We start from the raw sequence: 22,328 nt of genomic DNA, 5'->3' as shown, positions 1-22,328 counted from the left end.
ACGGAGTTTCCTTCGCATGACCGCGCAGGTAAGCGGCCTGATGGACGGGGGTGGGCGCGCCGCCCACAAGGGCGGCATCGGCGGAGTCTAAGCGAGTCCGCACCTAACGAACAACGCTCAGCATGGCACCGCAGTTCCTGACCGGGCGAGTACGCGCGCCGTCACGCCCCGAACAGGTCCCCTTGTCCGATTCCGCCCGCCTGCCGCGGCGGAACAAGGCCGAGATGCGCCCATGCCGCCGGGGTCCCGACCCGGCCCCGGGGGGTCCGCGCGAGCAGTCCCTCCCGTACCAGGAAGGGCTCGGCGACCTCCTCGACCGTCTCCCGCTCCTCCCCCACGGCGACCGCGAGCGTCGAGAGGCCGACGGGGCCGCCGCCGAAGAGCTTGAGCAGGGCCTCCAGGACCGCGCGGTCGAGGCGGTCGAGGCCGCGGCCGTCCACCTCGTAGACCTTGAGGGCGGCGCCCGCGATGTCCTTGTTGATCACTCCGTCGGCCTTGACCTGCGCATAGTCCCGCACGCGGCGCAGCAGGCGGTTGGCGATACGGGGTGTGCCGCGCGAACGGCCCGCGATCTCGGCGGCGCCTGCCGGGTCGATCTCCACGTCGAGCAGCTGCGCGGAGCGGTGGACCACGCGCTCCAGCTCGGCGGGTTCGTAGAACTCCATGTGCGCGGTGAAGCCGAAGCGGTCGCGCAGCGGCGGCGGCAGCAGGCCCGCCCGGGTGGTGGCGCCGACCAGGGTGAAGGGCGGCAGCTCCAGCGGGATGGCCGTGGCGCCGGGACCCTTGCCGACGATGACGTCGACGCGGAAGTCCTCCATCGCCATGTAGAGCATCTCTTCGGCGGGCCGGGACATCCGGTGGATCTCGTCGAGGAAGAGCACCTCTCCCTCCTGGAGGGAGGAGAGGATCGCGGCGAGGTCACCCGCATGCTGGATGGCGGGGCCGCTGGTGATGCGGATCGGGGCGCCCATCTCGGCCGCGATGATCATCGAGAGGGTGGTCTTGCCGAGGCCGGGGGCGCCGGAGAGGAGCACGTGGTCGGCGGTGGCGCCGCGCGCGCGGGCCGCCCGCAGGACGAGGTCGAGCTGCTCGCGGACCTTCTCCTGGCCGATGAACTCGCCCAGGTCCTTGGGGCGCAGCGCGGCCTCGACCGCCTGGTCCTCACCGTCGGCCGACGCACCGACGAGCCGCTCGGCCGCACCCGCCGGGGCGGTCGCGTCGTCGGTCGTCTCGTCCCAGTTCATGAGCTCGCCTCGCGATGTGGTTCTGGTGGTCAGGGGCTAGCGGGTGCGGTTCAGCGTCTGCAGGGCGGCCTTGAGGAGCTGGCCCACCTGCGGCTTCTCGGAGGCCTCGGCCTGCGGGGTGACGGCGACGACGGCTTCGTCGGCCTCGCGCGTCGCGTACCCGAGGCCGATGAGGGCCGCGTGCAGCTGGTCGCTCCAGCCGGCGGTGACGGGGGTGCCGATCGCGGGCCCGCCCGTGCCGAGGGGCTCGCCGAGGCGGTCCTTGTACTCCAGGAGGAGCTTCTGGGCGCCCTTCTTGCCGATGCCCGGGACCGCGGTGAGCGCCTTCTCGTCACCGGTGGCGACCGCGCGGCGCAGGGCGTCCGGGCTGTGCACGGCGAGCATGGCCTGCGCGAGGCGCGGTCCGACGCCGCTCGCGGTCTGCAGGAGCTCGAAGGTCTGGCGCTCGTCGTCGTCCGCGAAGCCGTACAGGGTGAGTGAGTCCTCGCGGACCACGAGGGAGGTGGCGAGCTTGGTCTGCTGGCCGATCCGCAGGGTGGAGAGGGTGTTCGGCGCGCACTGGATGGCCATGCCGATGCCACCGACCTCGACCACCGCGGAATCGGGGGCGAGGGCGGCGACGGGGCCGCTGACGAAGGCGATCATGCGGTACGGCCTTTCTGTACTGACGGGGCTGACGGAGCTGCGGGGGTTTTGGGTGCTGCCGGGGTTCTCGACGCGTGCAGGGCCGCCGCCTGCTGGAAGCGGTTCTGGGCCACTGCCTGCTGGAGGCGGTTCTGCGCGGGGGCGCGCCAGATGTGACAGATGGCGAGGGCGAGGGCGTCCGCGGCGTCGGCGGGCTTGGGCGGTGCGTCGAGCCGCAGGAGGCGGGTCACCATCGCGCCGACCTGCGCCTTGTCCGCGCGGCCACTGCCGGTGACGGCGGCCTTGACCTCGCTGGGCGTGTGCAGGGCGACCGGGATGCCGCGGCGGGACGCGCAGAGCATGGCGACGGCGCTGGCCTGGGCGGTGCCCATGACCGTACGTACGTTGTGCTGGCTGAACACCCGCTCCACCGCGAGGACTTCCGGATCGTACTCGTCGAGCCACTGCTCGATGCCCTGCTCGATGGCGACCAGGCGGTGACCGAGCTCGGCGTCGGCGGGCGTGCGGACGACGCCGACCCCGCGCATGGTCAGCGGGCGTCCGGCGACTCCGTCGACGACCCCCACACCGCACCGGGTCAGACCCGGGTCCACACCCAGCACGCGCACGAGTACCCCCAGTTCTTCGCTCACCTGTTTGTGCAGGCTATCGGCTCGCACTGACAACGCGACGGGCCGGCAGGGGGTGTGTCCCCTGCCGGCCCGTCAACGAAAGCCGTCATGCGGCCGGTTCGAGGCCCGGCTCAGGCGTCGACCTTCTCCATGACCTCGTCGCTCACGTCGAAGTTGGCGAAGACGTTCTGGACGTCGTCGCTGTCCTCGAGCGCGTCGATGAGCTTGAAGATCTTCCGCGCGCCGTCCTCGTCCAGCTCGACCTGCATGGTCGGGACGAAGTTGGCGTCGGCCGAGTCGTACTCGATGCCGGCTTCCTGGAGCGCGGTGCGGACCGCGACCATGTCGGTGGCCTCGGAGAGGACCTCGAAGGACTCGCCGAGGTCGTTGACCTCTTCGGCACCCGCGTCCAGGACGGCGCCCAGGACGTCGTCCTCCGAGAGACCGGCCTCGCCCTTGGGGACGATCACGACGCCCTTGCGGTTGAAGAGGTACGAGACGGAGCCCGGGTCGGCCATGGAGCCGCCGTTGCGGGTCATCGCGACGCGTACGTCGGAGGCCGCGCGGTTGCGGTTGTCGGTGAGGCACTCAATGAGCACCGCGACGCCGTTCGGGCCGTAGCCCTCGTACATGATCGTCTCGTAGTCGGCACCGCCGGCTTCGAGACCGGCACCGCGCTTGACCGCGGAGTCGATGTTCTTGTTCGGGACCGAGCTCTTCTTGGCCTTCTGGATGGCGTCGAAGAGGGTCGGGTTACCGGACACATCGGCGCCGCCCGTGCGGGCCGCGACCTCGATGTTCTTGATCATCTTCGCGAAGAGCTTGCCGCGCTTGGCGTCAATCACGGCCTTCTTGTGCTTCGTCGTAGCCCATTTAGAGTGGCCGGACATCTGCCTGTCTCCTTCGCGTAACCCAACCTGTACGAACGCCCCCAGGTCTCAGGGGCCCGGGAGGTACCCGAGATCCTACAAGGATCCCGCCGTCGCGTTCCCCCGCACCATCCCGACGAACAGCTCGTGCACGCGATGGTCGCCCGTCAGCTCGGGGTGGAACGACGTGGCGAGGGCGTTGCCCTGGCGCACGGCGACGATGTGGCCCTCGTGCTCCGCGAGCACCTCGACGCGCGCGCCGACCGACTCGACCCAGGGGGCGCGGATGAAGACACCCTCCACGGGATCGCCGTCGATGCCGGCGATGTCGACGGCCGCCTCGAAGGACTCGTTCTGCCGCCCGAAGGCGTTGCGCCGCACGATCATGTCGATGCCGCCGAAGGTCTCCTGCTCCGAGCGCGGATCCAGGATCTTGTCGGCGAGCATGATCATGCCCGCGCAGCTGCCGTAGACCGGCATACCGGCGCGCACGCGCGCGCGAAGGGGCTCCATCAGGCCGAACAGAACGGCCAGTTTGGAGATGGTGGTGGACTCACCGCCCGGGATGACCAGGCCGTCCACCTCGGCCAGCTCTTCGGGGCGCCGGACCGGCCTGGCCACGGCGTCCGCCGAGGCCAGGGCGATCAGGTGCTCCCGTACGTCGCCCTGGAGTGCCAGGACGCCGACTACAGGGGTGTCGTTCATCTGCGTGGCGCCTTACCAGCCGCGGTTGGCGTAGCGCTCGGCCTCGGGGAGGGTGTCGCAGTTGATGCCGACCATGGCCTCGCCCAGGTTGCGGGACGCGTCCGCGATGATCTTGGGGTCGTCGTAGAAGGTGGTGGCCTTCACGATGGCGGCGGCGCGCGCGGCCGGGTCGCCCGACTTGAAGATGCCGGAGCCGACGAAGACGCCCTCGGCACCGAGCTGACGCATCAGGGCGGCGTCGGCGGGGGTGGCGACGCCACCGGCCGAGAAGAGGACCACCGGCAGCTTGCCCAGCTCGGAGACCTCCTTGACCAGCTCGTACGGGGCGCGCAGATCCTTGGCGGCGGCGTACAGCTCGTTGTTGTCGAAGCCGCGCAGCCTGGCGATCTCGTTCTTGATCTGGCGCAGGTGGCGCACGGCCTCGACGACGTTGCCGGTGCCGGCCTCGCCCTTGGAGCGGATCATGGCCGCGCCCTCGGCGATGCGGCGCAGGGCCTCGCCCAGGTTGGTGGCACCGCACACGAACGGCGTCGTGAAGGCGAACTTGTCGCTGTGGTTGACCTCGTCGGCCGGGGTGAGGACCTCGGACTCGTCGATGTAGTCGACGCCGAGGGACTGCAGGACCTGGGCCTCGACGAAGTGGCCGATGCGGGACTTGGCCATGACCGGGATGGAGACGGCCTCGATGATCTCTTCGATCATGTTCGGGTCGGACATCCGGGCGACGCCGCCGTCCTTGCGAATGTCGGCGGGCACCCGCTCCAGCGCCATGACGGCGACCGCGCCGGCGTCCTCCGCGATCTTCGCCTGCTCGGCGTTGACGACGTCCATGATGACGCCGCCCTTGAGCTGCTCCGCCATGCCGCGCTTGACGCGCGCGGTGCCGGTCTCGGGCGACTGGTTGTTGCTGGAGAGGGTGCTGGACACGGAGTTGACCTCGCTCGCTGAAGACGGGTTACTGCGTCTACGAGGAAACTCCCGGCGACCAGTCCACAGCAAGGGCCAATGGGTGACCGGTGGCTCATTTTTCCCGTACGCCCCTGGTCAGCAGCGTATCGGTGGCTCTACGTGGTCGCGCGGTCGGCCAGTGCGACCGGCGGTTCGTCGTCCATCTCGAAGGCCATGGGGAAGGGCGCGTGCCCCGCGAGGCGGAACCAGCGGACCTTGCGGTGCCTGCGCAGGGCACGGGCCGCGCGCACGGCGTCGTTGTGGAAGCGCCGGGCCATGGGCACCCTGCGTACGGACGCCGCAAGCTCGGTCGCCGCCTCGTCGCCGCCGGGAGCCTCACGCACCGCCTCGACCTGCTGTACCTCGCCGAAGATCGCGCGCAGCGCCTGGCTGAGCTCGCTCTCGGCGACCTCCCGGTGCTCCTCCTCGGCCTGCCGGGCCGCGTGCGCCGCTTCGTAGAGCACGATGGAGGCCGCGGGGTCGAGCACCCCCGAGGTGGCGAGCTCCTGGGCGACCGAGGCGCGGCGCAGCAACTGGGCGTCGAGGGCGGCGCGGGCCGCGTCGATGCGGGCGTGCAGCCGGTCGAGGCGGCCCGCGGTCCAGCTCAGGTAGAGGCCGATCGCGAAGAGGGCTACCGCGATCCAGATCAGTGTCGAGGTCACCGGGGGAAGGCTAGTCGCATCGGCGGCGGCGGTTCACCGCCGGGCTCCCCGGGCCGTCCCGAGGAGCCACGCGGGTGGTCAGTCCCGTGCGAGCCCGAACCGCGCCCGCAGACCCGAGCGTTCGTCGGCGGCCACCGCGGCCGCTCCGTCCGCCACCGTCTCGTACACCGAGAGGATGTCGGCGCCCACCGTCGACCAGTCGAAGCGGCGCACGTGCTTACTGCCGCGCTCGCGCAGTTCCTCGCGGCGCTCGGGGTCGCCCAGGAGCCGCAGGGCCGCCGCGGCCAGCGAGTCGGCGTCCTCGTTGGTGAACAGGTCGCCCGCGGCGCCCTGGTCGAGGACCTGCGCGAAGGCGTCCAGATCGCTGGCGAGGACGGGTGCGCCCGCCGAGAGCGCCTCGACGAGGATGATCCCGAAGCTCTCGCCGCCGGTGTTGGGGGCGACGTACACGTCGACGCTGCGCAGCAGCCGCGCCTTGTCCTCGTCGCTGACCATGCCGAGGAACTCCACGCGGTCGCGCATCTCGGCGGGCAGTGAGGCGACGGCCTCCTGCTCGTCACCGCGGCCCGCGACGAGCAGCCGGGTGCCGGGGCGCTCGGCGAGGATCTTCGGCAGCGCCTTCATCAGCACCGGAAGGCCCTTGCGCGGCTCGTCGATGCGGCCGATGAAGCCGAGCGTCCCTCCCTGCCACTCCGCCTTGGGCTCGGCCTTCGTAAAGAAGTCGACGTCCACGCCGTTCGGGATGACGACCGCGTCGCCGCCCAGGTGCTCGACGAGCGTGCGGCGCGCGTACTCACTGACCGCGATGCGTGCGCTGATCTTCTCCAGGGCGGGCTGCAGGATCGGATACGCGGCGATCATGGCCCGGGAGCGCGGGTTGGACGTGTGGAACGTCGCGACGATCGGTCCCTGCGCCGCCCAGCACGTGAGCAGCCCGAGAGAGGGCGAGGTGGGCTCGTGGATGTGGATGACGTCGAACGTGCCCTCGTGCAGCCAGCGGCGCACCCGCGCGGCCGAGAGGAACCCGAAGTTGAGCCGGGCCACCGAGCCGTTGTACGGCACGGGGACTGCGCGGCCCGCCGACACGACGTACGGCGGAAGGGGGGTCTCGTCGTCCGCGGGGGCCAGGACGGACACCTCGTGCCCGAGGCGGATCAGGTGCTCCGCGAGGTCGCGGATGTGGAACTGGACGCCGCCCGGCACGTCCCAGGAGTAAGGGCAGACGATGCCGATCTTCACGGCGTGTTCCCCTCGGCGAGGGTCCCGGGACCGTCGGAGGGCCCCTTCGCGGGGTCGAGATCAGCGAGCCACAAGCGCTGCAGCATGTGCCAGTCCTCCGGATGGTCGGCGATACCCGTGGCGAAGGCGTCTGCCAGCGCCTGCGTCATGACAGACGTCTTCTCCGTACGGGTACCTGTCTCGGGGACATCGATGGGGGCGTGAACGCGCCCCTTCATGACGGGCGTCTCGTCATACCAGAGGGTGACCGGCAGCAACAGCGCCCCCGTCTGCTGCGCGAGGATCGCGGGCCCCGCGGGCATCCGCGCGGTGTCCCCGAAGAACTTGACCTCGACGCCGGACGCCGAGAGGTCCCGGTCCGCGACCAGGCAGACCAGGCCGCCCGCGCGCAGCCGGCGCGCCAGGGTGCCGAAGGCGGAGCCGCCCTCGTGCGGCAGGACCTCCATGCCCAGGCCCTCGCGGTAGGCGACGAAACGGTCGTACAGCGTCTCGGGCTTGAGCCGCTCGGCGACCGTCGTGAACGGCGTCTCCAGCTTCGTGGTGACCCATGCGCCCGCCAGGTCCCAGTTGCCCAGGTGCGGAAGGGCCAGAATGACGCCCTTTCCGGAGGCGAGGCCGTCCGTCAGGTGGTGCAGATCCTTGCCGACGAAGCCTTCCTTGATGCGCTCCCGGCTCCACGACGGCAGCCGGAACGACTCCATCCAGTAGCGCAGGTACGAGCGCATTCCCGCCCTGGACAGTTCGGCGAGGCGCTCCGGGGTCGCGTCGGGCACCACGCGCGCGTAGTTCGCCTCAAGGCGCAGGACTCCCTTGCCACGCCGCTTCCACACGGCGTCGGCGATGGTCCGGCCCAGGCGCACGGCCGCCGGCTCGGGGAGCTTTTTGACCGAACTCCAGGCGGCACCGTAGAGCGCGTCGGTCAGTCGGTCCTTCACGACGTGGCCTCACTGCCCTGCGTGGCCGCGTCCGCCTCGGCGGACTCCCTGCGCACGGTCACAACGCGCTGGACGAGCGTGACGAGACTGCCGACGGCGACGATCCACAGGGCGATGGGCAGCAGGACGTCGATGCCGGGGACCCCGAACTTGTGCAGCCCCGCGAGGCCCGCGGCGACCAGCGAGATCACCAGGCGCTCGGCGCGCTCCACCAGGCCGTTGACCGCGACGGGCAGCCCGATCGCCTCGCCGCGCGCCTTCGTGTACGAGACCACCTGGCCGCTGGCCAGGCAGAAGATGGAGACGGCGCACAGGACGTTGTCGTCGCCTGAGCCCGCGTACCAGAGCGCGAGGCCGCCGAAGATCGCGCTGTCGGCGACCCGGTCGAGCGTCGAGTCCAGGAAGGCTCCCCAGCGGCTGGAGCGTCCCAGCTGCCGCGCCATGTTCCCGTCGACGAGGTCGGAGAACACGAAGAGCGTGATGACGATCGTGCCCCAGAAGAACTCGCCGCGGGGGAAGAAGACCAGCGCGCCCGCCACCACACCGGCCGTGCCGATGAACGTGACCGCGTCGGGGCTCACGCCGCGACGGATGAGAAACGCGGCGAACGGTGTGAGAACACGCGTGAAGAATGCACGCGCGTACTTGTTCAGCATGGCCTTCCCGGGGGGTCGGTGAGCCGCGCGGCCCTGTTGGCCACCGGCTGGCCCATCGTAGTCACGACGTTGACAGACCGGCTCGCCCCCTCACGATCGCGTACGACGTATGGACGCACAGTGACCCGAGTGGAAAGCTCGAAAGCACCGCGGGCGTCGCCGGAGCCGACCCGCACGCGGCCCCGCGTGTCCGCGAGCAGCCAGCATCCCCGAGGGGGCTGTGCCTCCTCACCGTGCACGTAACCGGGAGGCCAAGGCATGGGCGACAAGGCGAACGCACACCCCGGAGCCGCCGGCAGGGCTACAGCGGCCGACCACCCCGCGTCCGTACGGAATGTGGTGCTGGTCGGCCACAGCGGATCGGGCAAGACGACTCTGGTGGAGGCCCTCGCGCTGACCGCGGGGGCGGTGAACCGGGCGGGCCGTGTGGAGGACGGCACAGCCGTGTCCGACTACGACGACATCGAGCACCGGCAACAGCGCTCGGTACAGCTTTCCCTGGTGCCGGTCGAATGGGACGGCTTCAAGATCAATCTCCTGGACACACCCGGGTACGCCGATTTCGTCGGCGAGTTACGGGCCGGTCTGCGCGCGGCGGACGCGGCCCTTTTCGTCGTTTCGGCGGCCGACGGCGTGGACGGCGCGACGCGCATGGTGTGGGAGGAGTGCGCGGCGGTCGGCATGCCGCGGGCCATCGTGGTGACGCACCTGGAGGCGGCCCGCGCCGACTTCAGGGAGATGACGCGGACCTGCGCCGCGGCCTTCGGGGCCGACGACCCCGACGCGGTCCTGCCGCTGTACCTGCCGTTGCACGGCGCCAAGGGACCGGACGGCCACGCACCGGTGACCGGTCTGGTCGGGCTGCTCTCGCAGCGGATCTTCGACTACGCGTCCGGCGAACGGAAGGAGTCCGAACCGGGCGAGGACCAGCTCCCCCTCATCGAGGACGCACGCGACAAACTGATCGAGGGGATCATCGCCGAGAGCGAGGACGAGTCCCTCATGGACCGCTACCTCAGCGGCGAGGAACTCGACTTCAAGACCCTGGTGGACGATCTGGAACGGGCCGTGGCACGCGGCATCTTCCACCCCGTGCTCGCGGCGGCCCCCGCGGCCGAGGGCGCCCGGCAGGGCATCGGCACGGTGGAACTCCTCGAACTGATCACGGGCGGCTTCCCCACGCCCCTGGAGCACCCGGCGCCCGCCGTCACCACCCCCGGCGGCAAGGCGCGGCCCGCGCTCACCTGCGATCCCGCGGGACCGCTGGTCGCCGAGGTCGTGAAGACCGCGTCCGACCCCTACGTGGGACGCGTCTCGCTCGTACGGGTCTTCTCCGGCACCCTGCGCCCCGACGAGACGGTGCACGTCTCCGGGCACGGCCTGGCCGACCGCGGCCATGAGGACCACGACGTCGACGAACGCATCGGCGCGCTCTCCTCCCCCTTCGGCAAGCATCAGCGCACGCTCTCCAGCTGTATCGCGGGAGATATGGCCTGCGTCGCCAAGCTGAACCGCGCCGAGACGGGTGACACCCTCTCGGCCAAGGACGATCCGCTCCTGATGGAACCCTGGGACATGCCCGACCCGCTGCTTCCGCTCGCCATCCAGGCGCACAGCAAGGCGGACGAGGACAAGCTCTCCCAGGGGCTCTCCCGGCTGGTCGCCGAGGACCCGACGATGCGCCTGGAACAGAACCAGGACACCCATCAGGTGGTGCTGTGGTGCCTGGGCGAGGCCCACGCCGATGTCGCCCTGGAGCGGCTGCGCAGCCGGTACGGCGTGCAGGTCGACGTGGTGTCCCACAAGGTCTCCCTGCGGGAGACCTTCGCGGGCAGATCGGCGGGGCGCGGCCGTCATGTGAAGCAGTCCGGCGGCCACGGCCAGTACGCGATCTGCGAGATCGAGGTCGAACCGCTGCCGGGCGGCAGCGGCATCGAGTTCGTCGACAAGGTCGTCGGCGGCGCCGTGCCCCGGCAGTTCATCCCGTCCGTCGAGAAGGGCGTGCGCGCGCAGGCCGCGAGGGGTGTGGCCGCGGGCTACCCCCTGATCGACGTACGCATCACGCTGCTCGACGGCAAGGCGCACTCGGTGGACTCCTCCGACGCCGCGTTCCAGACGGCGGGCGCGCTCGCCCTGCGCGAGGCCGCGGCCGACGCCAGGATCCATCTCCTGGAGCCGGTCGCCGAGGTGCGGGTCCTGGTCGGCGACGACCATGTGGGCTCGGTGATGAGCGACTTCTCGGGGCGCCGCGGCCGGGTGGTCGGGACCGAGCAGGCACCGGGCGGGCGCACCCTCGTACGGGCCGAGGTGCCGGAGATCGAGATCGGGCGTTACGCCGTGGACCTGCGGTCCCTCTCGCAGGGCACCGCACGCTTCAGCCGCACGTACGCACGGCACGAACCCATGCCGCCGCAGCTCTCCGAGAGGATCCGTGAACAGGCCCAGGACGTCACCTAGTTGACGCCCCCGGCAGGGCGCACCGGATGCGCCCTGCCGGATGCCGGTGCACACCGATACGCTGATGACCTGATCAACAGGTGTGCCAGGCAGGGAAGTCGGGAAGAGCCGCAGCAGCAAGGTAGTGCGGCGATGGGGGCGGCAGTGGCGGACGACGGATTCGACTTCAGGCCCGGGGCCCAGGTCCCCCTCTCGGGGACCGCGGGACAGACGGCGGCGACGAATGCCCTCGCGTCAGCCGCGTACCGCGACGACAAGGTGTCGAAAATCCTCGACGCCAACAACGAATGGCACAAGTCCGAGGTGCACAAGGGCCTTTGGTCCCTCTTCGCACCCAATCTGGGCGAGGCGTTCGCACGTGCCGTGCAGGTGCGGATGCTCGGCGGCGCGCGCAAGCCGCTCATCCAGTCCTTCGGCATGGAGCCGCAGTCGATCGTCGAGCACTGCCTCGCGGCGAACAACATCCGCAAGGAGCGCGACCGCTGGCTCACCGTCGTGATGGTGCTGTGCGGGCTGCTGTTCCTGCCCGGACTGCTCCTGTGGCTGCTGCTCTTCACGGCCAAGCAGGCGGTCGTCAAGCGGGACAACAAGCGGGCGAGCGCGATCGCGACGGCCGTGATGGTCGCCGTGGGCGTCCTCGCCGTGATCTTTCTCATCAAGCTCCCGATCGGCGGCCTCCTCGGCTGGTACATCCGCGCGGCGATCGTCGTCCCCGTGGCGGGCTGGTTCTGGGCCAAGATGATCGCCGAGCGCACCGCGAGGGACCTGCGCGACCGCTGGTCGAGCCTGCTGGCCGGCGGCGGCATCGGCGCCAAGATCCCCGAGGCTGTGCCGGGCAGTCCGGGCGAGACGACCGCCGAGCAGCTCCGCCAGGGCCTGGCCCGCCTCTCCGCCGAGCAGCAGAGCAACTCGGTCTTCTACGCCGGGCCCAAGGGAATACTGGGCATGGGCACGCGATGGGGCAGCTGGCAGCTCGCCGAGGAGCTGGTGTCCAGCAAGGAAGGCACGGAGATCCATCCGTTCCGCAGCTGGGACGTCATACGGTCCGTGCACGACCAGCTGCGCATGCTGGAACGCGGCCCGCTGCACACCGGCGGTTTCCCGACCCCGTCGATAAAGCACTGGATCGTCTCCCCCATCGGGGAGAACGCCAAGGCGGTCTCACGCCCCAGCGGCACGGAGGTCGAGGCCTTCCAGGTCCGCGGCCACGAGATACAGCGGATCTGCAACGAGCAGCAGTTCGGCGGCGGCGACCGGCACTATCTGGGCTGCCAGTTCACCCTCTGGGACGGTCAGCTGGTCATCACGATGCTGATCACGGTGACCGTCCTGCACGAGACCCTGCGCATCGAGGTCACCGGCCACGCGCTCGGCCCGGTCCACTCGCTGTTCACCAGCAAGCCCGACCCCAAGGTCAAGCAGGTCGCCAAGCCCATCAAGTTCTGGGAGACGACGGAGCGCAAGCTGCCGCTGATCGACGCCGACGAGGTCGTGCGCCTCGCGGTGCGGGCGCCCTTCACCTGGTATCCGCCGATCCTGGACCACCTCGGCGGCAGGCTGGTCCTCCCCGAACCCTTCGGCCTGCGGCACGCCTGGGCGGACAAGCCGTGGCGGCACCGCTTCATGGCGGACGACGCCCTGCGCGCTGCCACCCCGGTGCTCCGCGTGGTGCACTCGGCGGCCATCAAGGTGCTCGAGGAGAACGGCGTGAACACGGAGAAGTTCGGTACGCGTTCCGGCTTCCTCAGCGGCGCGGTCCAGGACCCGATGCCGAGGAAGGCGGACGTGTACGACGCGTGAGGGGCGTCAGAGAGCGGCGGGCCAGGCGTCGGCCAGCATCTTGCGGGTGTCCGCGAGCAGCTGCGGCAGGATCTTCGTGTGGCCGACGACCGGCATGAAGTTCGTGTCCCCGCCCCAGCGCGGCACGATGTGCTGGTGCAGATGCGCGGCGATGCCGGCGCCGGCGACCGTGCCCTGGTTCATGCCGATGTTGAAGCCGTGCGCGCCTGAGGCGGTGCGCAGGGCCGTCATGGCCTGCTTGGTGAGCTCGGCGAGTTCGGCCGTCTCCGGGGCGGTCAGCTCCGTGTAGTCGGCGACGTGGCGGTAGGGCACGACCATCAAGTGGCCGCCGTTGTACGGGTAGAGGTTGAGCACCGCGTACACCTGCTCGCCCCGCGCGATCACCAGGCCGTCCTCGTCGGATTTGGCCGGGATGGAGCAGAAGGGACAGCCGTCGTCGGCCCCCGGACCGCTCGGCTTGTTCTCACCCTGGATGTACGCCATCCGGTGGGGCGTCCACAGGCGCTGGAACGCGTCCTGCGTCCCCACTCCGATCTGCTGCTCCGGCTCACTCGTCATGCAGTGCAGCATATGACTTCGCCCGATCGAAGCGTGTCGGCGGGGCGCCCGCCGGCCGCAGCACGGCCAAGCTGGGGCGATGAGGGATGACAGCCGTCAGGCACGCTGGGAGAACCGCACGGAGGCACCGCTCGCCGTGGCCTCGCTGCTCTACCTGACCGCGTACGCGGTATGGGTCCTCGCCGCCGGGCTGCCCGCGGTGTGGCGGGGCGTCTGTCTGGCGGTGCTCCTGGCCGCCTGGGCCGCGTTCGCCGTGGACTACGCGGTCCGGTGGCGGCTGAGCGGGCTGGGCCCCCGCTTCGTGCGCACCCACTGGCTGGACACCCTGGTCCTCGTGCTGCCCCTGCTGCGGCCGCTGCGCGTCGTGCACGTCTACGAGGCGATCCAGCGCAGAAACGGGAGGCCGCGTCTCGCGCTGCACGCGCGCGTGGTCACGTACGCCGGTCTTTCCGCGCTGCTCCTCGGCTTCACCGGGGCGCTCGCCGTCTACCAGCAGGAGCACACGGCACGGGGCACGACGATCCATACGTTCGGGGACGCGGTGTGGTGGGCGGCGGCCACGCTGGCGACCGTGGGCTACGGCGATGTGTCGCCCGTGACGCCGATGGGGCGTCTGATCGCGGTGGGCATGATGGCCTGCGGCCTCGCGCTGCTCGGCGCGGTGACGGGGTCGTTCTCGTCGTGGCTGCTCCAGGTGTTCGCTCGGGAGGACGACGAGAGGCCCCCGGGGCGCTGAACTTCCCGGGGGCCTCGTCCCACGCGTCAGCGGGAGGGGGTCACACCTGCTGGCGGCTCTCCACCACGTCGAGCAGCTTGGCCAGCGCCTCGTCACGCGGGATGCCGTTCTCCTGCGAGCCGTCGCGGTAGCGGAAGGAGATCGTGCCCGCGTTCATGTCGTCGTCACCGACGATGATCATGAACGGGACCTTCAGCTTCTGCTGCGTCCTGATCTTCTTCTGCATGCGGTCCGACGAGGCGTCCACGTCGACCCGCAGACCCTTCTTCTTGGCCTCGGCCGCGAACTCCTGGAGGTACGGGATGTGCGCGTCCCCGACGGGGATGCCGACCGCCTGCACGGGGGCGAGCCACGGCGGCATGGCGCCCGCGTAGTGCTCCAGAAGCACCGCGAAGAACCGCTCGATCGAACCGAAGAGCGCGCGGTGGATCATCACCGGACGCTGCTTGGAACCGTCCGGCGAGGTGTACTCCAGGTTGAAGCGCTCCGGCAGGTTGAAGTCGAGCTGCACGGTCGACATCTGCCAGGTGCGGCCGATGGCGTCCTTGCACTGCACGGAGATCTTCGGACCGTAGAACGCGGCGCCGCCCGGGTCAGGGACCAGCGGGAGGCCCTGCTTCTCGGCGACCTTGCGCAGCGTCTCGGTGGCCTCTTCCCAGATCTCGTCCGAGCCGACGAACTTCTCCGGGTCCTTGGTGGACAGCTCCAGGTAGAAGTCGGTCAGGCCGTAGTCGCGCAGCAGGTTCAGCACGAAGGTCAGCGTCGAGTCGAGCTCGTCCGCCATCTGCTCCTTGGTGCAGTAGATGTGCGCGTCGTCCTGGGTGAAGCCGCGGGCACGGGTCAGACCGTGCACGACGCCCGACTTCTCGTACCGGTACACGGTGCCGAACTCGAAGAGACGCAGCGGCAGTTCACGGTACGAGCGCCCGCGCGCATCGAAGATGAGGTTGTGCATCGGGCAGTTCATGGGCTTGAGGTAGTAGTCCACGCCCTCGTCGAGCTGCATGGGCGGGTACATGCCGTCGGCGTACCAGTCCAGGTGGCCCGAGGTCTCGAAGAGCTTCCCCTTCGTGGCGTGCGGGGTGTAGACGAACTCGTACCCCTCCTCCTCGTGCCGCTTGCGGGAGTAGTCCTCCATGACCCGGCGGATGATGCCGCCCTTGGGGTGGAAGACCGCGAGGCCGGAGCCGATCTGCTCCGGGATGGAGAACAGGTCCAGCTCGTTGCCCAGCTTGCGGTGGTCGCGCTTCTCGGCCTCGGCGAGGAACTCCAGGTGCGCCTTCAGCTCGTCCTTGGTGGGCCAGGCGGTGCCGTAGATGCGCTGGAGCATCGGGTTCTTCTCGCTGCCCCGCCAGTACGCGGCGGCGTTGCGCATCAGCTTGAACGCCGGGATGTTGCGGGTGGTGGGCAGGTGGGGACCGCGGCAGAGGTCCTTCCAGCACAGGTCGCCGGACTTCGGGTCGAGGTTGTCGTAGATGGTCAGCTCGCCGCCGCCCACCTCGACGTCCGCGCCGTCGTCGCTGGACGCGGAGCCCTTGATGCCGATGAGCTCCAGCTTGTACGGCTCGTCGGCGAGCTCCTCGCGGGCGGCCTCGTCGGTGACGACGCGGCGCGAGAAGCGCTGGCCGCGCTTCTGGATCTCCTGCATCTTCTTCTCGACGGCCTTGAGGTCCTCGGGCGTGAAGGGCTTCTCGACGTCGAAGTCGTAGTAGAAGCCGTCCTTGACCGGCGGGCCGATGCCCAGCTTGGCCTCGGGGAAGAGCTCCTGCACGGCCTGGGCCATCACGTGCGCGGTGGAGTGGCGCAGGATGTTCAGGCCGTCCTCGGAGGAGATCTCGACCGGCTCGATCTCCTCGCCGTCCCGCACGGCGTACGCCAGGTCCTTCAGCTCGCCGGCCACGCGGGCGGCGACGATGGTGCGCTCCCCGGGGAAGAGTTCGGCGGCCGTAGTGCCCGTCGTCACCACGCGCTCTTCCCGCTCGGAATCGCGTTGGATGATCACACGGACGTCTGACACCGGTCTTCTCCTACCTGAAGGGGGTCGCGGCAGTCTGCTCCTGCGCGCGAAACGAATCGTACCGAGCCGGGGGCGCCCATCGCGAAACGGTTCTCTCCCCGGCCCCGGCCGCACCCCGCCTCAGTCCCCGCTGCACGCCTCCTCGAAGAAGTCGAGATTCTCCTGGAGCGACTTCATCAGGCGGTCCTTCTCCCCCTCGTCCACCTGCACGGGCACCACGCCGGAGGCCCCGGTGAGCCGCCGGAACCCGCCCCTGCTCTCCAGCCGTCCGTGCACCCGGATCGGCAGCCCCACCAGATGGGCATGGCCCGCGATGCGGTACGACTCCTCGTCAAGGGTCATGCGTACGTGGGGGACGTCGGCGCCCGCGAGCACCCGGACCCGCACCGTGCCGTCACCCCGCGGCCCCGACCGCCGCATCCGCACCACGGCCCCCGTGATCCGCACCGGCATCGCCGGCTCGTCCCGCAGATAGCGGGCGCTCGCCTCCCGCAGCACCGTCAGGTCACCGGGCGAGAACTCGACGGGCTCGGCGTCGACGGCGCACCCCTCGGGCACCCCGGCCGCGGGCGCCCAGTCCACCGCGACCCGCGCCCCTTCCGTGCCCCGCACCAGGGCGACGACGGCCTCCGTCAGCTCATGGCTGACGCCTGCCTCGACGGCGCCGTCGAACGCGTCCATGCCACCCGTGGCGCGCTGGTAGTCCACGGCCTCGCGGACCGCGTACAGCGCCTGATGCAGCCGTACAGCGAGGAGCCGCCCGGTCAGGACGGGCACGAACGCGGTGAGCTGCCGCCCGCCCGGAGCGGGCCCCACCAGGACGCTCTCCAGGGACGCGGCGGCGGGTCCGCGGTGCCGCGCACCGTAGTACCCGGCACGGCCGCGCGCCGCGAGGGCTCCGGCGAGCAGCATCTGCCGTGCCGCCGAGCGCAGTTGTTCCTCCGCCGTCCAGGTGGCCGCGCCCGCGGGACCGGCCGGGACGTCCCGGCACCAGCGGATCTCGTCGCTGGGCACGGTGAGCCCGACGAGCACGTCGCGCGCGGACGGCGACGCGCTGCGCGCCAGGGCGGTGAGCGCCTCGCCGAGCAGGTCCTCGCAGTCCGGGAAGGCCCTGTTCTCCGGGACCAGCAGACTCGTGCCGCCACCGCCTGGCCCCGGCGGGGTCCAGCGGGCGTAGCGTCCGGCCGCTCCCCCGCGCCGGCGCCAGCCGTGCCGGGCGAGCAGTGCGCCGAGCACGGCGGGGTCGACGTGCGAGGGCTCGGGGGGACCCAGCGGCGTCTGCGGGCCGGGCCAGCCGGCCGCGGCTTCGACGGGGTGGGGGCGGACGGGGCGTAGTGGCTCTTCCATGGGGCGGTGCATCAGGGTCTCCCTCCCGTCCCGACCCGCGTCATGATCTCGCAGAGGGCCCTGTCGTCGAAGATCCGCGAGGTCGGGACACGGACGGTGGTCCTGCGCCGGCCGGTCACCTGGTGTCCGGCGAGGTTGGTCCAGTAGCAGCAGTGCCGCAGGTCGAGCCGGTCATGGCTCGCGCGCAGCCAGTCGTCCTGCGACCGGGGCACGAGCATCACGACCAGGATCTTGTGCACCGAGACCGGGGTGCGGGCGAGCTTCTCCAGGTGGGGGTTGTCGAGAGTGAAGGAGAAAGCCGGACCCGCCGGGTTCGGCGGTATCTGGTAGGTGCACTTGAGCTGCACCTTGATGGTGACTTCGTCGTCGACCGTGTGCCCGGGGGCGCTGTGGCTGACGTGCCAGTCGATGCCGTTGTCGGGAAAGGGCTGGGAGAGCGAGCACCCCGCCGCGGCGGCGACAGCGTGCAGATAACCCACCTGAAGGGTCTCCATACAGGCGGTGGTGGCGAGTGTGCCGCGCGGCGGTGCGATCCGCTCGGGCAGCAGCCCACCCTGTTCGGGCTGCGCGAGCGCCATGTCCAACGAGCCTTCCGAACCAGTGAATCCCCGCATCGGGCCGGTCAACTTCCAAGCCCTGTACCTCTGTTGTCTCCGGGCCGCGTACAGCGCAAACGGCCCGGGTATCACCGGTGTGGGCAGGGGGAGAAAAGCCATCTGCCGGACATGATCGAGGAGTTGCGTCACTATGACGTGCTGGTACGAGGGGCCCTTGGCCGCATTCGACACGGAGACCACGGGCGTCGACGTCGAGACCGACCGCATTGTGTCGGCCGCCGTCGTCGTCCAACAAGGTGCGGGCACCCGCCCGCGGATCACGCGCTGGCTGGTGAACCCGGGCGTTCCGGTGCCCGAGGGCGCCACCGCGGTGCACGGCCTGACGGAGGAGCATCTGCAGCACAACGGCCGATGGCCCGCCCCGGTGATGGAGGAGATAGCCAGGGAACTGGCGGAACAGGGCGCCGCGGGCCGCCCCATTGTCGTCATGAACGCACCGTTCGATCTGACGATCCTGGACCGGGAGTTGCGCAGGCATCGCGCGTCGTCCCTCGATCACTACATGGCGGGCTCACCGCTGTGCGTCCTGGATCCGCGGGTCCTGGACAAGCAGCTCGACCGGTACCGCAAGGGCCGCCGCACGCTCACCGATCTGTGCGCGCACTACGCGGTGGAGCTGGACGAGGCGCATGACGCGGCGGCCGACGCACAGGCCGCGCTGGATGTCGTACGAGCCGTGGGAAAGCGTTTCGCGTCCCGCCTCGAACGGCTCTCGGCGGCCGAGCTGCACGCGTTGCAGGCGGTGTGGCACGCGGCGCAGGCGCGCGGTCTGCAGGCCTGGTTCGCGCGCAGTGGTACGCCGGAGACGGTGGATCCGGCATGGCCGCTGCGTCCCGAACTTCCGGCAGCCGCCTGACACATGCTGCCTTCGGGCATGAAAAAACCGGTCCGTCGGTGACGGACCGGCATTCTCCGGGTGGGCGATACTGGGTTCGAACCAGTGACCTCTTCGGTGTGAACGAAGCGCTCTCCCACTGAGCTAATCGCCCGGGAACGGACTGAACACTACAGGTCTTCGCGGGTTTCCTTCAAACCGCTTCCGCGAAAGCCCTCAGTCTCCGCTGAGGTGCGCCTTCAGGCCTCGCTCGCCCCCGCGCATCATCAGCGCGTGGTTGAGGAGGAAGACGGGCCTCCCGGGGACGGCGAGGCGACGCATCAGCGGTTTGCGCACCACCACTTCCTGGTCGTAGAGGGCCCGCGTCCCGCCCGCCACCGCCGTGACGGTCCAGCGCGCCCAGCCGTCCAGATCCCCGCTCATCACGATCTCCAGGATCCCGGCGGCCGGGTCGCGGCGCCGTTCCTCGGCGGTGACGAACAGGTCGTACGGCAGCAGGGAGCGGAAGCGCGCGGTGCCGGTGTGGTCGTCGAGGGGGGTCACCTCCCGCACCTGCGGCCACCACGCCGGATAGTCCTCGGCGCGTTCGAGGACGGCGTACACGTCGGCGGGTGGCGCGGGCACGTTCCAGACACTGCGGAAGCGGTAGTGACTCCAGTCCATGGACCGAGTCTGCCGCCAAGGCGCCGATCTGAGTACGTACTGAGTATCCGCGCCCATGCCCGGCGACGTGTCCTGGACCACACTCCACGGACATGACGAACATTCCGTCCCCGGCCGAGGAGCTCCGCATCCTCGACCTGGAGCTGCGCGGACTCGACGCGCGCAGGACGCAGTTGCTGCAACGCCGCGCCTGGCTGATCGGCGCCCTCCAGAGGGCTGCCACGCCCGCGCCTCCTCCTCCACGGCAGGTCCGTGCTCCCGAGGCCACACCGCCGAACGTGCAGAACGCGCTGCTCACCCTCGGCGGCATCCTCCTGACGATCGCGGCGGTCGCCTTCACGCTGGTGAGCTGGGGGCACCTGGGCATCGGCGGGCGCAGCGCGGTCCTCGCGGCCGTGACGCTGACGGCGCTCGGCGTGCCCGTGCTGCTGCTGCGCCGGAAGCTGCGCTCGACGGCGGAGACGGTGGCCGCGCTCGGCCTCGCCCTGACCGTCCTCGACGCATACGCCGTCCATGCCGTCGCCCTGCCGCGGGCCGATGCCCTCGGCTACACCGCGGCGGCGTCCGCCGTGCTGGCCGCGCTGTGGACGGCGTACGGCCTCTCCTTCCGCTCGCTGCGGCTGCCCTTGCCGCTGGCCGTGGCGACCGGTCAGCTTCCCCTGTTCCTCTGGGCGCGGGCCGCGGACGCGGGTGACCACGCGACGGCGGCGGCCCTTCTGGTGACGGCGGCGCTCGATGCCGCCGTCGCACTGCGGGTGAGCGATCCGGTCATCCGCACCGTCGCGACCGTCGGCGCCTGCGCCACGGGGCTGTGGGGCGCTCTGGCCGCCGGCCAGTTGTCCTGGTCGGCCGCGGATCTGCCCGCCGCGGCAGGGGCCGGGGCACTCCTGATGCTGGGCGCGTCGATCGCGCTGGTGGCGGCATGGCTGATCGCGGAGCCCCCGGCGGCTACGGCCACGGCGTTCGCGGGCGGTCTGCTCATCGCCGCCGCGACCGGTGGCGTGCTGCGCGAGGCACTGCCCGCCGCCTGGACGGTCCCCGCCTATCTGGTGTGCGCCGTCGCGCTGTTGGCGGTCAGCCGTACCGCACTGCCACGCCCGGTCCTGCGCGGCATCGCCGGTGCGGCGCTCCTGGTGCAGGCGCTCGCGGCACTGTGGACGCTTCCGGCGTTCGTCACCGCTCTCCTTGGTCCCGCGAATCGGGCGGCGAAGGCATGGTCGGGCGCACCGCGGGACATGGGCGACGCGCTCGCCCTCCCCGGACTGCCCGTGCAGCACCCCGTCATGGCAGCACTCGTGCTCGCCACCGTCGCCGGAGTCCTGTTCACGGCGAACCGACTCCTGCTCCCGGCCCTCGAACTCCCTGGGGAGGCACCACAGGGCCACACTGCGGCCGCCCCTGCCTCAGCTCCTGGCGCGGGTCCCGCCGCGGCGCCCACGAGCACACCGCCCCTCGACGCCCTCAGTGCCGCCCGCTGCAGCGCCCTGGCCCTCGCCTGGGCCGCCCTCCTCGTCCTCCCGTCCGCACTGCGACTCCCGTACGCGATCGGGGTGTCGGCGTATGTCGCGCTGACCGGCGTCCTGCTGGCCGTCGCGTCGCGGGTCGGCTCGAAGTCAGTCGGTCTTACTTCGCTGGGCCTCGCGGTCAGCTCCTCGGTGAGCGTCGCGTTCTTGGCACTGGCCGGCACTGAGGCGACCCTCGGCACCCTCGGCGCCCTGACCGCGCTGTTCCTGGCGGCGACCGTGTTCGCCGCCCGTGGCCGGACCGCCGCGCCGGGCGTCGCACACACTGCCGCCTGCGCCACCGTCGCGTACGCCACCGCGCTCCTGTGTGCCGCGGGCACGGCCTGGGACCTGCGTCCGGAGCACATCGGGCTGCTCGTGCTCGTCGTCCCGGCGCTCGGCGCCCTCGCCGCCGCCCGGCTCGGCCCGCATCCGCTGACACCGCCGGTCGAGATCACCGGAGCGGTCGCGGGCGGGCTCGCGATCGTCCTCACCGCCGGGCACACGGCGACCCTCGCCCTGGCCCTCGCGCTCGGCGGGGTCATCGCCGCGGGCACCGCGCTCCGCACGGACCGCCGCCGGGCCGGGTACGCGGCCGGGGTGCTGTTCCTCCTGGCGAGCTGGGTGCGGCTGGTCGCCTGGGACGTCACGACCCCGGAGGCCTACACCCTGCCGGTCACCGTCCCCGCTCTGCTGATCGGCGCCCTGCGCCTCCGCCGCGCCCCCGAGACGTCCTCCTGGACGGCCTACGGTCCCGGCCTCGCGGCGACCCTCCTGCCGAGCCTCGTGGCTGCCTGGAGCGACGCGCACTGGCAGCGTCCGCTGCTCCTCGGCATCGCGGCCCTGCTGATCACGCTGGCGGGCGCCCGGCACCGGCTGCAGGCGCCTCTGGTGCTCGGCGGCACGGTCCTCGCCCTGGACGCCCTGCACGAACTGGCGCCCTACATCGTCCAAGTGGTGGACACCCTGCCGCGCTGGCTGCCGCCGGCACTCGCCGGGCTTCTGCTCCTCGCGATCGGCGCGACGTACGAACAGCGGCTGCGCGACGCACGCCGGGTCCGTGATGTTCTCGGCAGAATGCACTGACTCCGCTTTTCCGCGGCGACAGCCGACGGAGTATCAATTTCCTTCTGCCATACGGGAAATCGAGTGAATACGACTGCGGCCCGGAGGCTTTAAGCCTCCGGGCCGCAGTTCCGGGGTGGGCGATACTGGGTTCGAACCAGTGACCTCTTCGGTGTGAACGAAGCGCTCTCCCACTGAGCTAATCGCCCCGGGCGCA

20 protein-coding genes and 2 tRNA genes are annotated in these 22,328 nt (G+C 70.9%); 5 read left to right on the top strand and 17 right to left on the bottom strand.

Features of this window, described 5'->3' with window-relative positions; genetic code table 11:
* Positions 1-161 precede the first annotated feature (161 nt).
* The 10 genes from ruvB to pgsA all read right to left on the bottom strand — a co-directional run bounded on the left by ruvB (position 162) and on the right by pgsA (position 8,514).
* Positions 162-1,244, bottom strand: a complete 1,083-nt coding sequence (gene ruvB, locus OG302_RS34035; RefSeq protein ID WP_361834481.1) for a Holliday junction branch migration DNA helicase RuvB — start codon at positions 1,242-1,244, stop codon at positions 162-164.
* Between the two features lie 36 nt (positions 1,245-1,280).
* Positions 1,281-1,889 carry a Holliday junction branch migration protein RuvA gene (gene ruvA, locus OG302_RS34030; RefSeq protein ID WP_361834478.1) on the bottom strand — a complete coding sequence of 203 codons (609 nt, stop codon included), beginning with the start codon at positions 1,887-1,889 and terminating at the stop codon, positions 1,281-1,283.
* Positions 1,886-2,497 (bottom strand): crossover junction endodeoxyribonuclease RuvC, encoded by a 612-nt coding sequence (ruvC, locus tag OG302_RS34025; protein WP_371750319.1) that lies wholly within the window; start codon positions 2,495-2,497, stop codon positions 1,886-1,888. The genes ruvA and ruvC overlap by 4 nt, the downstream gene beginning before the upstream one ends.
* A gap of 134 nt (positions 2,498-2,631) precedes the next feature.
* The gene (locus OG302_RS34020; protein WP_371530267.1) at positions 2,632-3,390 is read right to left on the bottom strand and encodes a YebC/PmpR family DNA-binding transcriptional regulator; all 759 of its coding nucleotides are present in this window, start codon (positions 3,388-3,390) and stop codon (positions 2,632-2,634) included.
* Between the two features lie 75 nt (positions 3,391-3,465).
* The gene (pdxT, locus tag OG302_RS34015; RefSeq protein WP_371530266.1) at positions 3,466-4,074 is read right to left on the bottom strand and encodes a pyridoxal 5'-phosphate synthase glutaminase subunit PdxT; all 609 of its coding nucleotides are present in this window, start codon (positions 4,072-4,074) and stop codon (positions 3,466-3,468) included.
* Positions 4,075-4,086: 12 nt separating this feature from the next.
* Positions 4,087-5,001 carry a pyridoxal 5'-phosphate synthase lyase subunit PdxS gene (pdxS, locus tag OG302_RS34010; RefSeq protein WP_371530265.1) on the bottom strand — a complete coding sequence of 305 codons (915 nt, stop codon included), beginning with the start codon at positions 4,999-5,001 and terminating at the stop codon, positions 4,087-4,089.
* Between the two features lie 137 nt (positions 5,002-5,138).
* A complete protein-coding gene (locus OG302_RS34005; protein WP_371530264.1) occupies positions 5,139-5,684 on the bottom strand; it encodes a hypothetical protein in 546 nt (181 codons plus the stop codon).
* 78 nt (positions 5,685-5,762) lie between these two features.
* Positions 5,763-6,923 (bottom strand): glycosyltransferase family 4 protein, encoded by a 1,161-nt coding sequence (locus OG302_RS34000; RefSeq protein ID WP_371530263.1) that lies wholly within the window; start codon positions 6,921-6,923, stop codon positions 5,763-5,765.
* Positions 6,920-7,858 carry a phosphatidylinositol mannoside acyltransferase gene (locus OG302_RS33995; RefSeq protein WP_371530262.1) on the bottom strand — a complete coding sequence of 313 codons (939 nt, stop codon included), beginning with the start codon at positions 7,856-7,858 and terminating at the stop codon, positions 6,920-6,922. The genes OG302_RS34000 and OG302_RS33995 overlap by 4 nt, the downstream gene beginning before the upstream one ends.
* A complete protein-coding gene (pgsA, locus tag OG302_RS33990; RefSeq protein WP_371530261.1) occupies positions 7,855-8,514 on the bottom strand; it encodes a phosphatidylinositol phosphate synthase in 660 nt (219 codons plus the stop codon). Before pgsA ends, OG302_RS33995 begins: the two co-directional genes overlap by 4 nt.
* A 258-nt stretch (positions 8,515-8,772) precedes the next feature.
* On the opposite strand from pgsA, the gene OG302_RS33985 reads away from it, so the two are divergent.
* Both OG302_RS33985 and OG302_RS33980 read left to right on the top strand, forming a co-directional pair.
* The gene (locus OG302_RS33985; protein ID WP_371530260.1) at positions 8,773-10,971 is read left to right on the top strand and encodes an elongation factor G-like protein EF-G2; all 2,199 of its coding nucleotides are present in this window, start codon (positions 8,773-8,775) and stop codon (positions 10,969-10,971) included.
* A gap of 132 nt (positions 10,972-11,103) precedes the next feature.
* On the top strand, positions 11,104-12,771 hold the full coding sequence (locus OG302_RS33980; RefSeq protein WP_371530259.1) for a hypothetical protein: 1,668 nt from the start codon (positions 11,104-11,106) through the stop codon (positions 12,769-12,771).
* Between the two features lie 6 nt (positions 12,772-12,777).
* On the opposite strand, the gene OG302_RS33975 is transcribed toward OG302_RS33980, so the two are convergent.
* Positions 12,778-13,341: an HIT domain-containing protein gene (locus OG302_RS33975; RefSeq protein ID WP_361834454.1), complete on the bottom strand. Its 564-nt coding sequence runs from the start codon at positions 13,339-13,341 to the stop codon at positions 12,778-12,780.
* A 67-nt stretch (positions 13,342-13,408) separates the two neighbouring features.
* Here OG302_RS33975 and OG302_RS33970 point away from each other — a divergent pair, with 67 nt between their 5' ends.
* Complete coding sequence (locus OG302_RS33970) at positions 13,409-14,065, top strand: potassium channel family protein (RefSeq protein WP_371530258.1); 657 nt, start codon at positions 13,409-13,411, stop codon at positions 14,063-14,065.
* Positions 14,066-14,105: 40 nt separating this feature from the next.
* Here the strand turns inward: OG302_RS33970 and thrS are convergent, their stop codons facing one another.
* The 3 genes from thrS to OG302_RS33955 form a co-directional block, all read right to left on the bottom strand.
* Entirely contained in the window at positions 14,106-16,082 is a 1,977-nt protein-coding gene (thrS, locus tag OG302_RS33965; RefSeq protein ID WP_361834449.1) for a threonine--tRNA ligase, read from the bottom strand.
* 120 nt (positions 16,083-16,202) lie between these two features.
* Positions 16,203-17,444 (bottom strand): hypothetical protein, encoded by a 1,242-nt coding sequence (locus OG302_RS33960; protein WP_371750318.1) that lies wholly within the window; start codon positions 17,442-17,444, stop codon positions 16,203-16,205.
* On the bottom strand, positions 17,441-18,007 hold the full coding sequence (locus OG302_RS33955; RefSeq protein ID WP_361834447.1) for a DUF4365 domain-containing protein: 567 nt from the start codon (positions 18,005-18,007) through the stop codon (positions 17,441-17,443). Before OG302_RS33955 ends, OG302_RS33960 begins: the two co-directional genes overlap by 4 nt.
* Before the next feature lie 169 nt (positions 18,008-18,176).
* Here OG302_RS33955 and OG302_RS33950 point away from each other — a divergent pair, with 169 nt between their 5' ends.
* The gene (locus OG302_RS33950) at positions 18,177-18,902 is read left to right on the top strand and encodes a 3'-5' exonuclease (RefSeq protein ID WP_371530257.1); all 726 of its coding nucleotides are present in this window, start codon (positions 18,177-18,179) and stop codon (positions 18,900-18,902) included.
* Between the two features lie 61 nt (positions 18,903-18,963).
* Here OG302_RS33950 and OG302_RS33945 read toward each other — a convergent pair.
* Together OG302_RS33945 and OG302_RS33940 are read right to left on the bottom strand one after the other, a co-directional pair.
* Positions 18,964-19,035: transfer RNA gene (locus OG302_RS33945), tRNA-Val, on the bottom strand.
* Positions 19,036-19,097: 62 nt separating this feature from the next.
* Positions 19,098-19,544, bottom strand: coding sequence for an SRPBCC family protein (locus tag OG302_RS33940; protein ID WP_371530256.1), 447 nt, complete (start codon positions 19,542-19,544; stop codon positions 19,098-19,100).
* Between the two features lie 92 nt (positions 19,545-19,636).
* Here OG302_RS33940 and OG302_RS33935 point away from each other — a divergent pair, with 92 nt between their 5' ends.
* Positions 19,637-22,132 carry an SCO7613 C-terminal domain-containing membrane protein gene (locus OG302_RS33935; protein ID WP_371530254.1) on the top strand — a complete coding sequence of 832 codons (2,496 nt, stop codon included), beginning with the start codon at positions 19,637-19,639 and terminating at the stop codon, positions 22,130-22,132.
* A 116-nt stretch (positions 22,133-22,248) separates the two neighbouring features.
* Here OG302_RS33935 and OG302_RS33930 read toward each other — a convergent pair.
* Positions 22,249-22,320 (bottom strand) — tRNA-Val (locus tag OG302_RS33930).
* Between the last annotated feature and the right edge of the window lie 8 nt (positions 22,321-22,328).

The organism is Streptomyces sp. NBC_01283 (assembly GCF_041435335.1).
Classification (GTDB): domain Bacteria; phylum Actinomycetota; class Actinomycetes; order Streptomycetales; family Streptomycetaceae; genus Streptomyces.
Note: the sequence above shows the minus strand (reverse complement) of the source record. Positions and strands in the feature narration are given on the sequence as shown.

Coding starts and splice junctions, on each gene's coding strand:
- ruvB (WP_361834481.1), bottom strand. CDS start 1,244: ATGAACTGGGACGAGACGACCGACGACGCGACCGCCCCGGCGGGTGCG.
- ruvA (WP_361834478.1), bottom strand. CDS start 1,889: ATGATCGCCTTCGTCAGCGGCCCCGTCGCCGCCCTCGCCCCCGATTCC.
- OG302_RS34020 (WP_371530267.1), bottom strand. CDS start 3,390: ATGTCCGGCCACTCTAAATGGGCTACGACGAAGCACAAGAAGGCCGTG.
- pdxT (WP_371530266.1), bottom strand. CDS start 4,074: ATGAACGACACCCCTGTAGTCGGCGTCCTGGCACTCCAGGGCGACGTA.
- pgsA (WP_371530261.1), bottom strand. CDS start 8,514: ATGCTGAACAAGTACGCGCGTGCATTCTTCACGCGTGTTCTCACACCG.
- OG302_RS33985 (WP_371530260.1), top strand. CDS start 8,773: ATGGGCGACAAGGCGAACGCACACCCCGGAGCCGCCGGCAGGGCTACA.
- OG302_RS33980 (WP_371530259.1), top strand. CDS start 11,104: ATGGGGGCGGCAGTGGCGGACGACGGATTCGACTTCAGGCCCGGGGCC.
- OG302_RS33975 (WP_361834454.1), bottom strand. CDS start 13,341: ATGCTGCACTGCATGACGAGTGAGCCGGAGCAGCAGATCGGAGTGGGG.
- OG302_RS33970 (WP_371530258.1), top strand. CDS start 13,409: ATGAGGGATGACAGCCGTCAGGCACGCTGGGAGAACCGCACGGAGGCA.
- OG302_RS33955 (WP_361834447.1), bottom strand. CDS start 18,007: ATGGCGCTCGCGCAGCCCGAACAGGGTGGGCTGCTGCCCGAGCGGATC.
- OG302_RS33950 (WP_371530257.1), top strand. CDS start 18,177: ATGACGTGCTGGTACGAGGGGCCCTTGGCCGCATTCGACACGGAGACC.
- OG302_RS33940 (WP_371530256.1), bottom strand. CDS start 19,544: ATGGACTGGAGTCACTACCGCTTCCGCAGTGTCTGGAACGTGCCCGCG.
- OG302_RS33935 (WP_371530254.1), top strand. CDS start 19,637: ATGACGAACATTCCGTCCCCGGCCGAGGAGCTCCGCATCCTCGACCTG.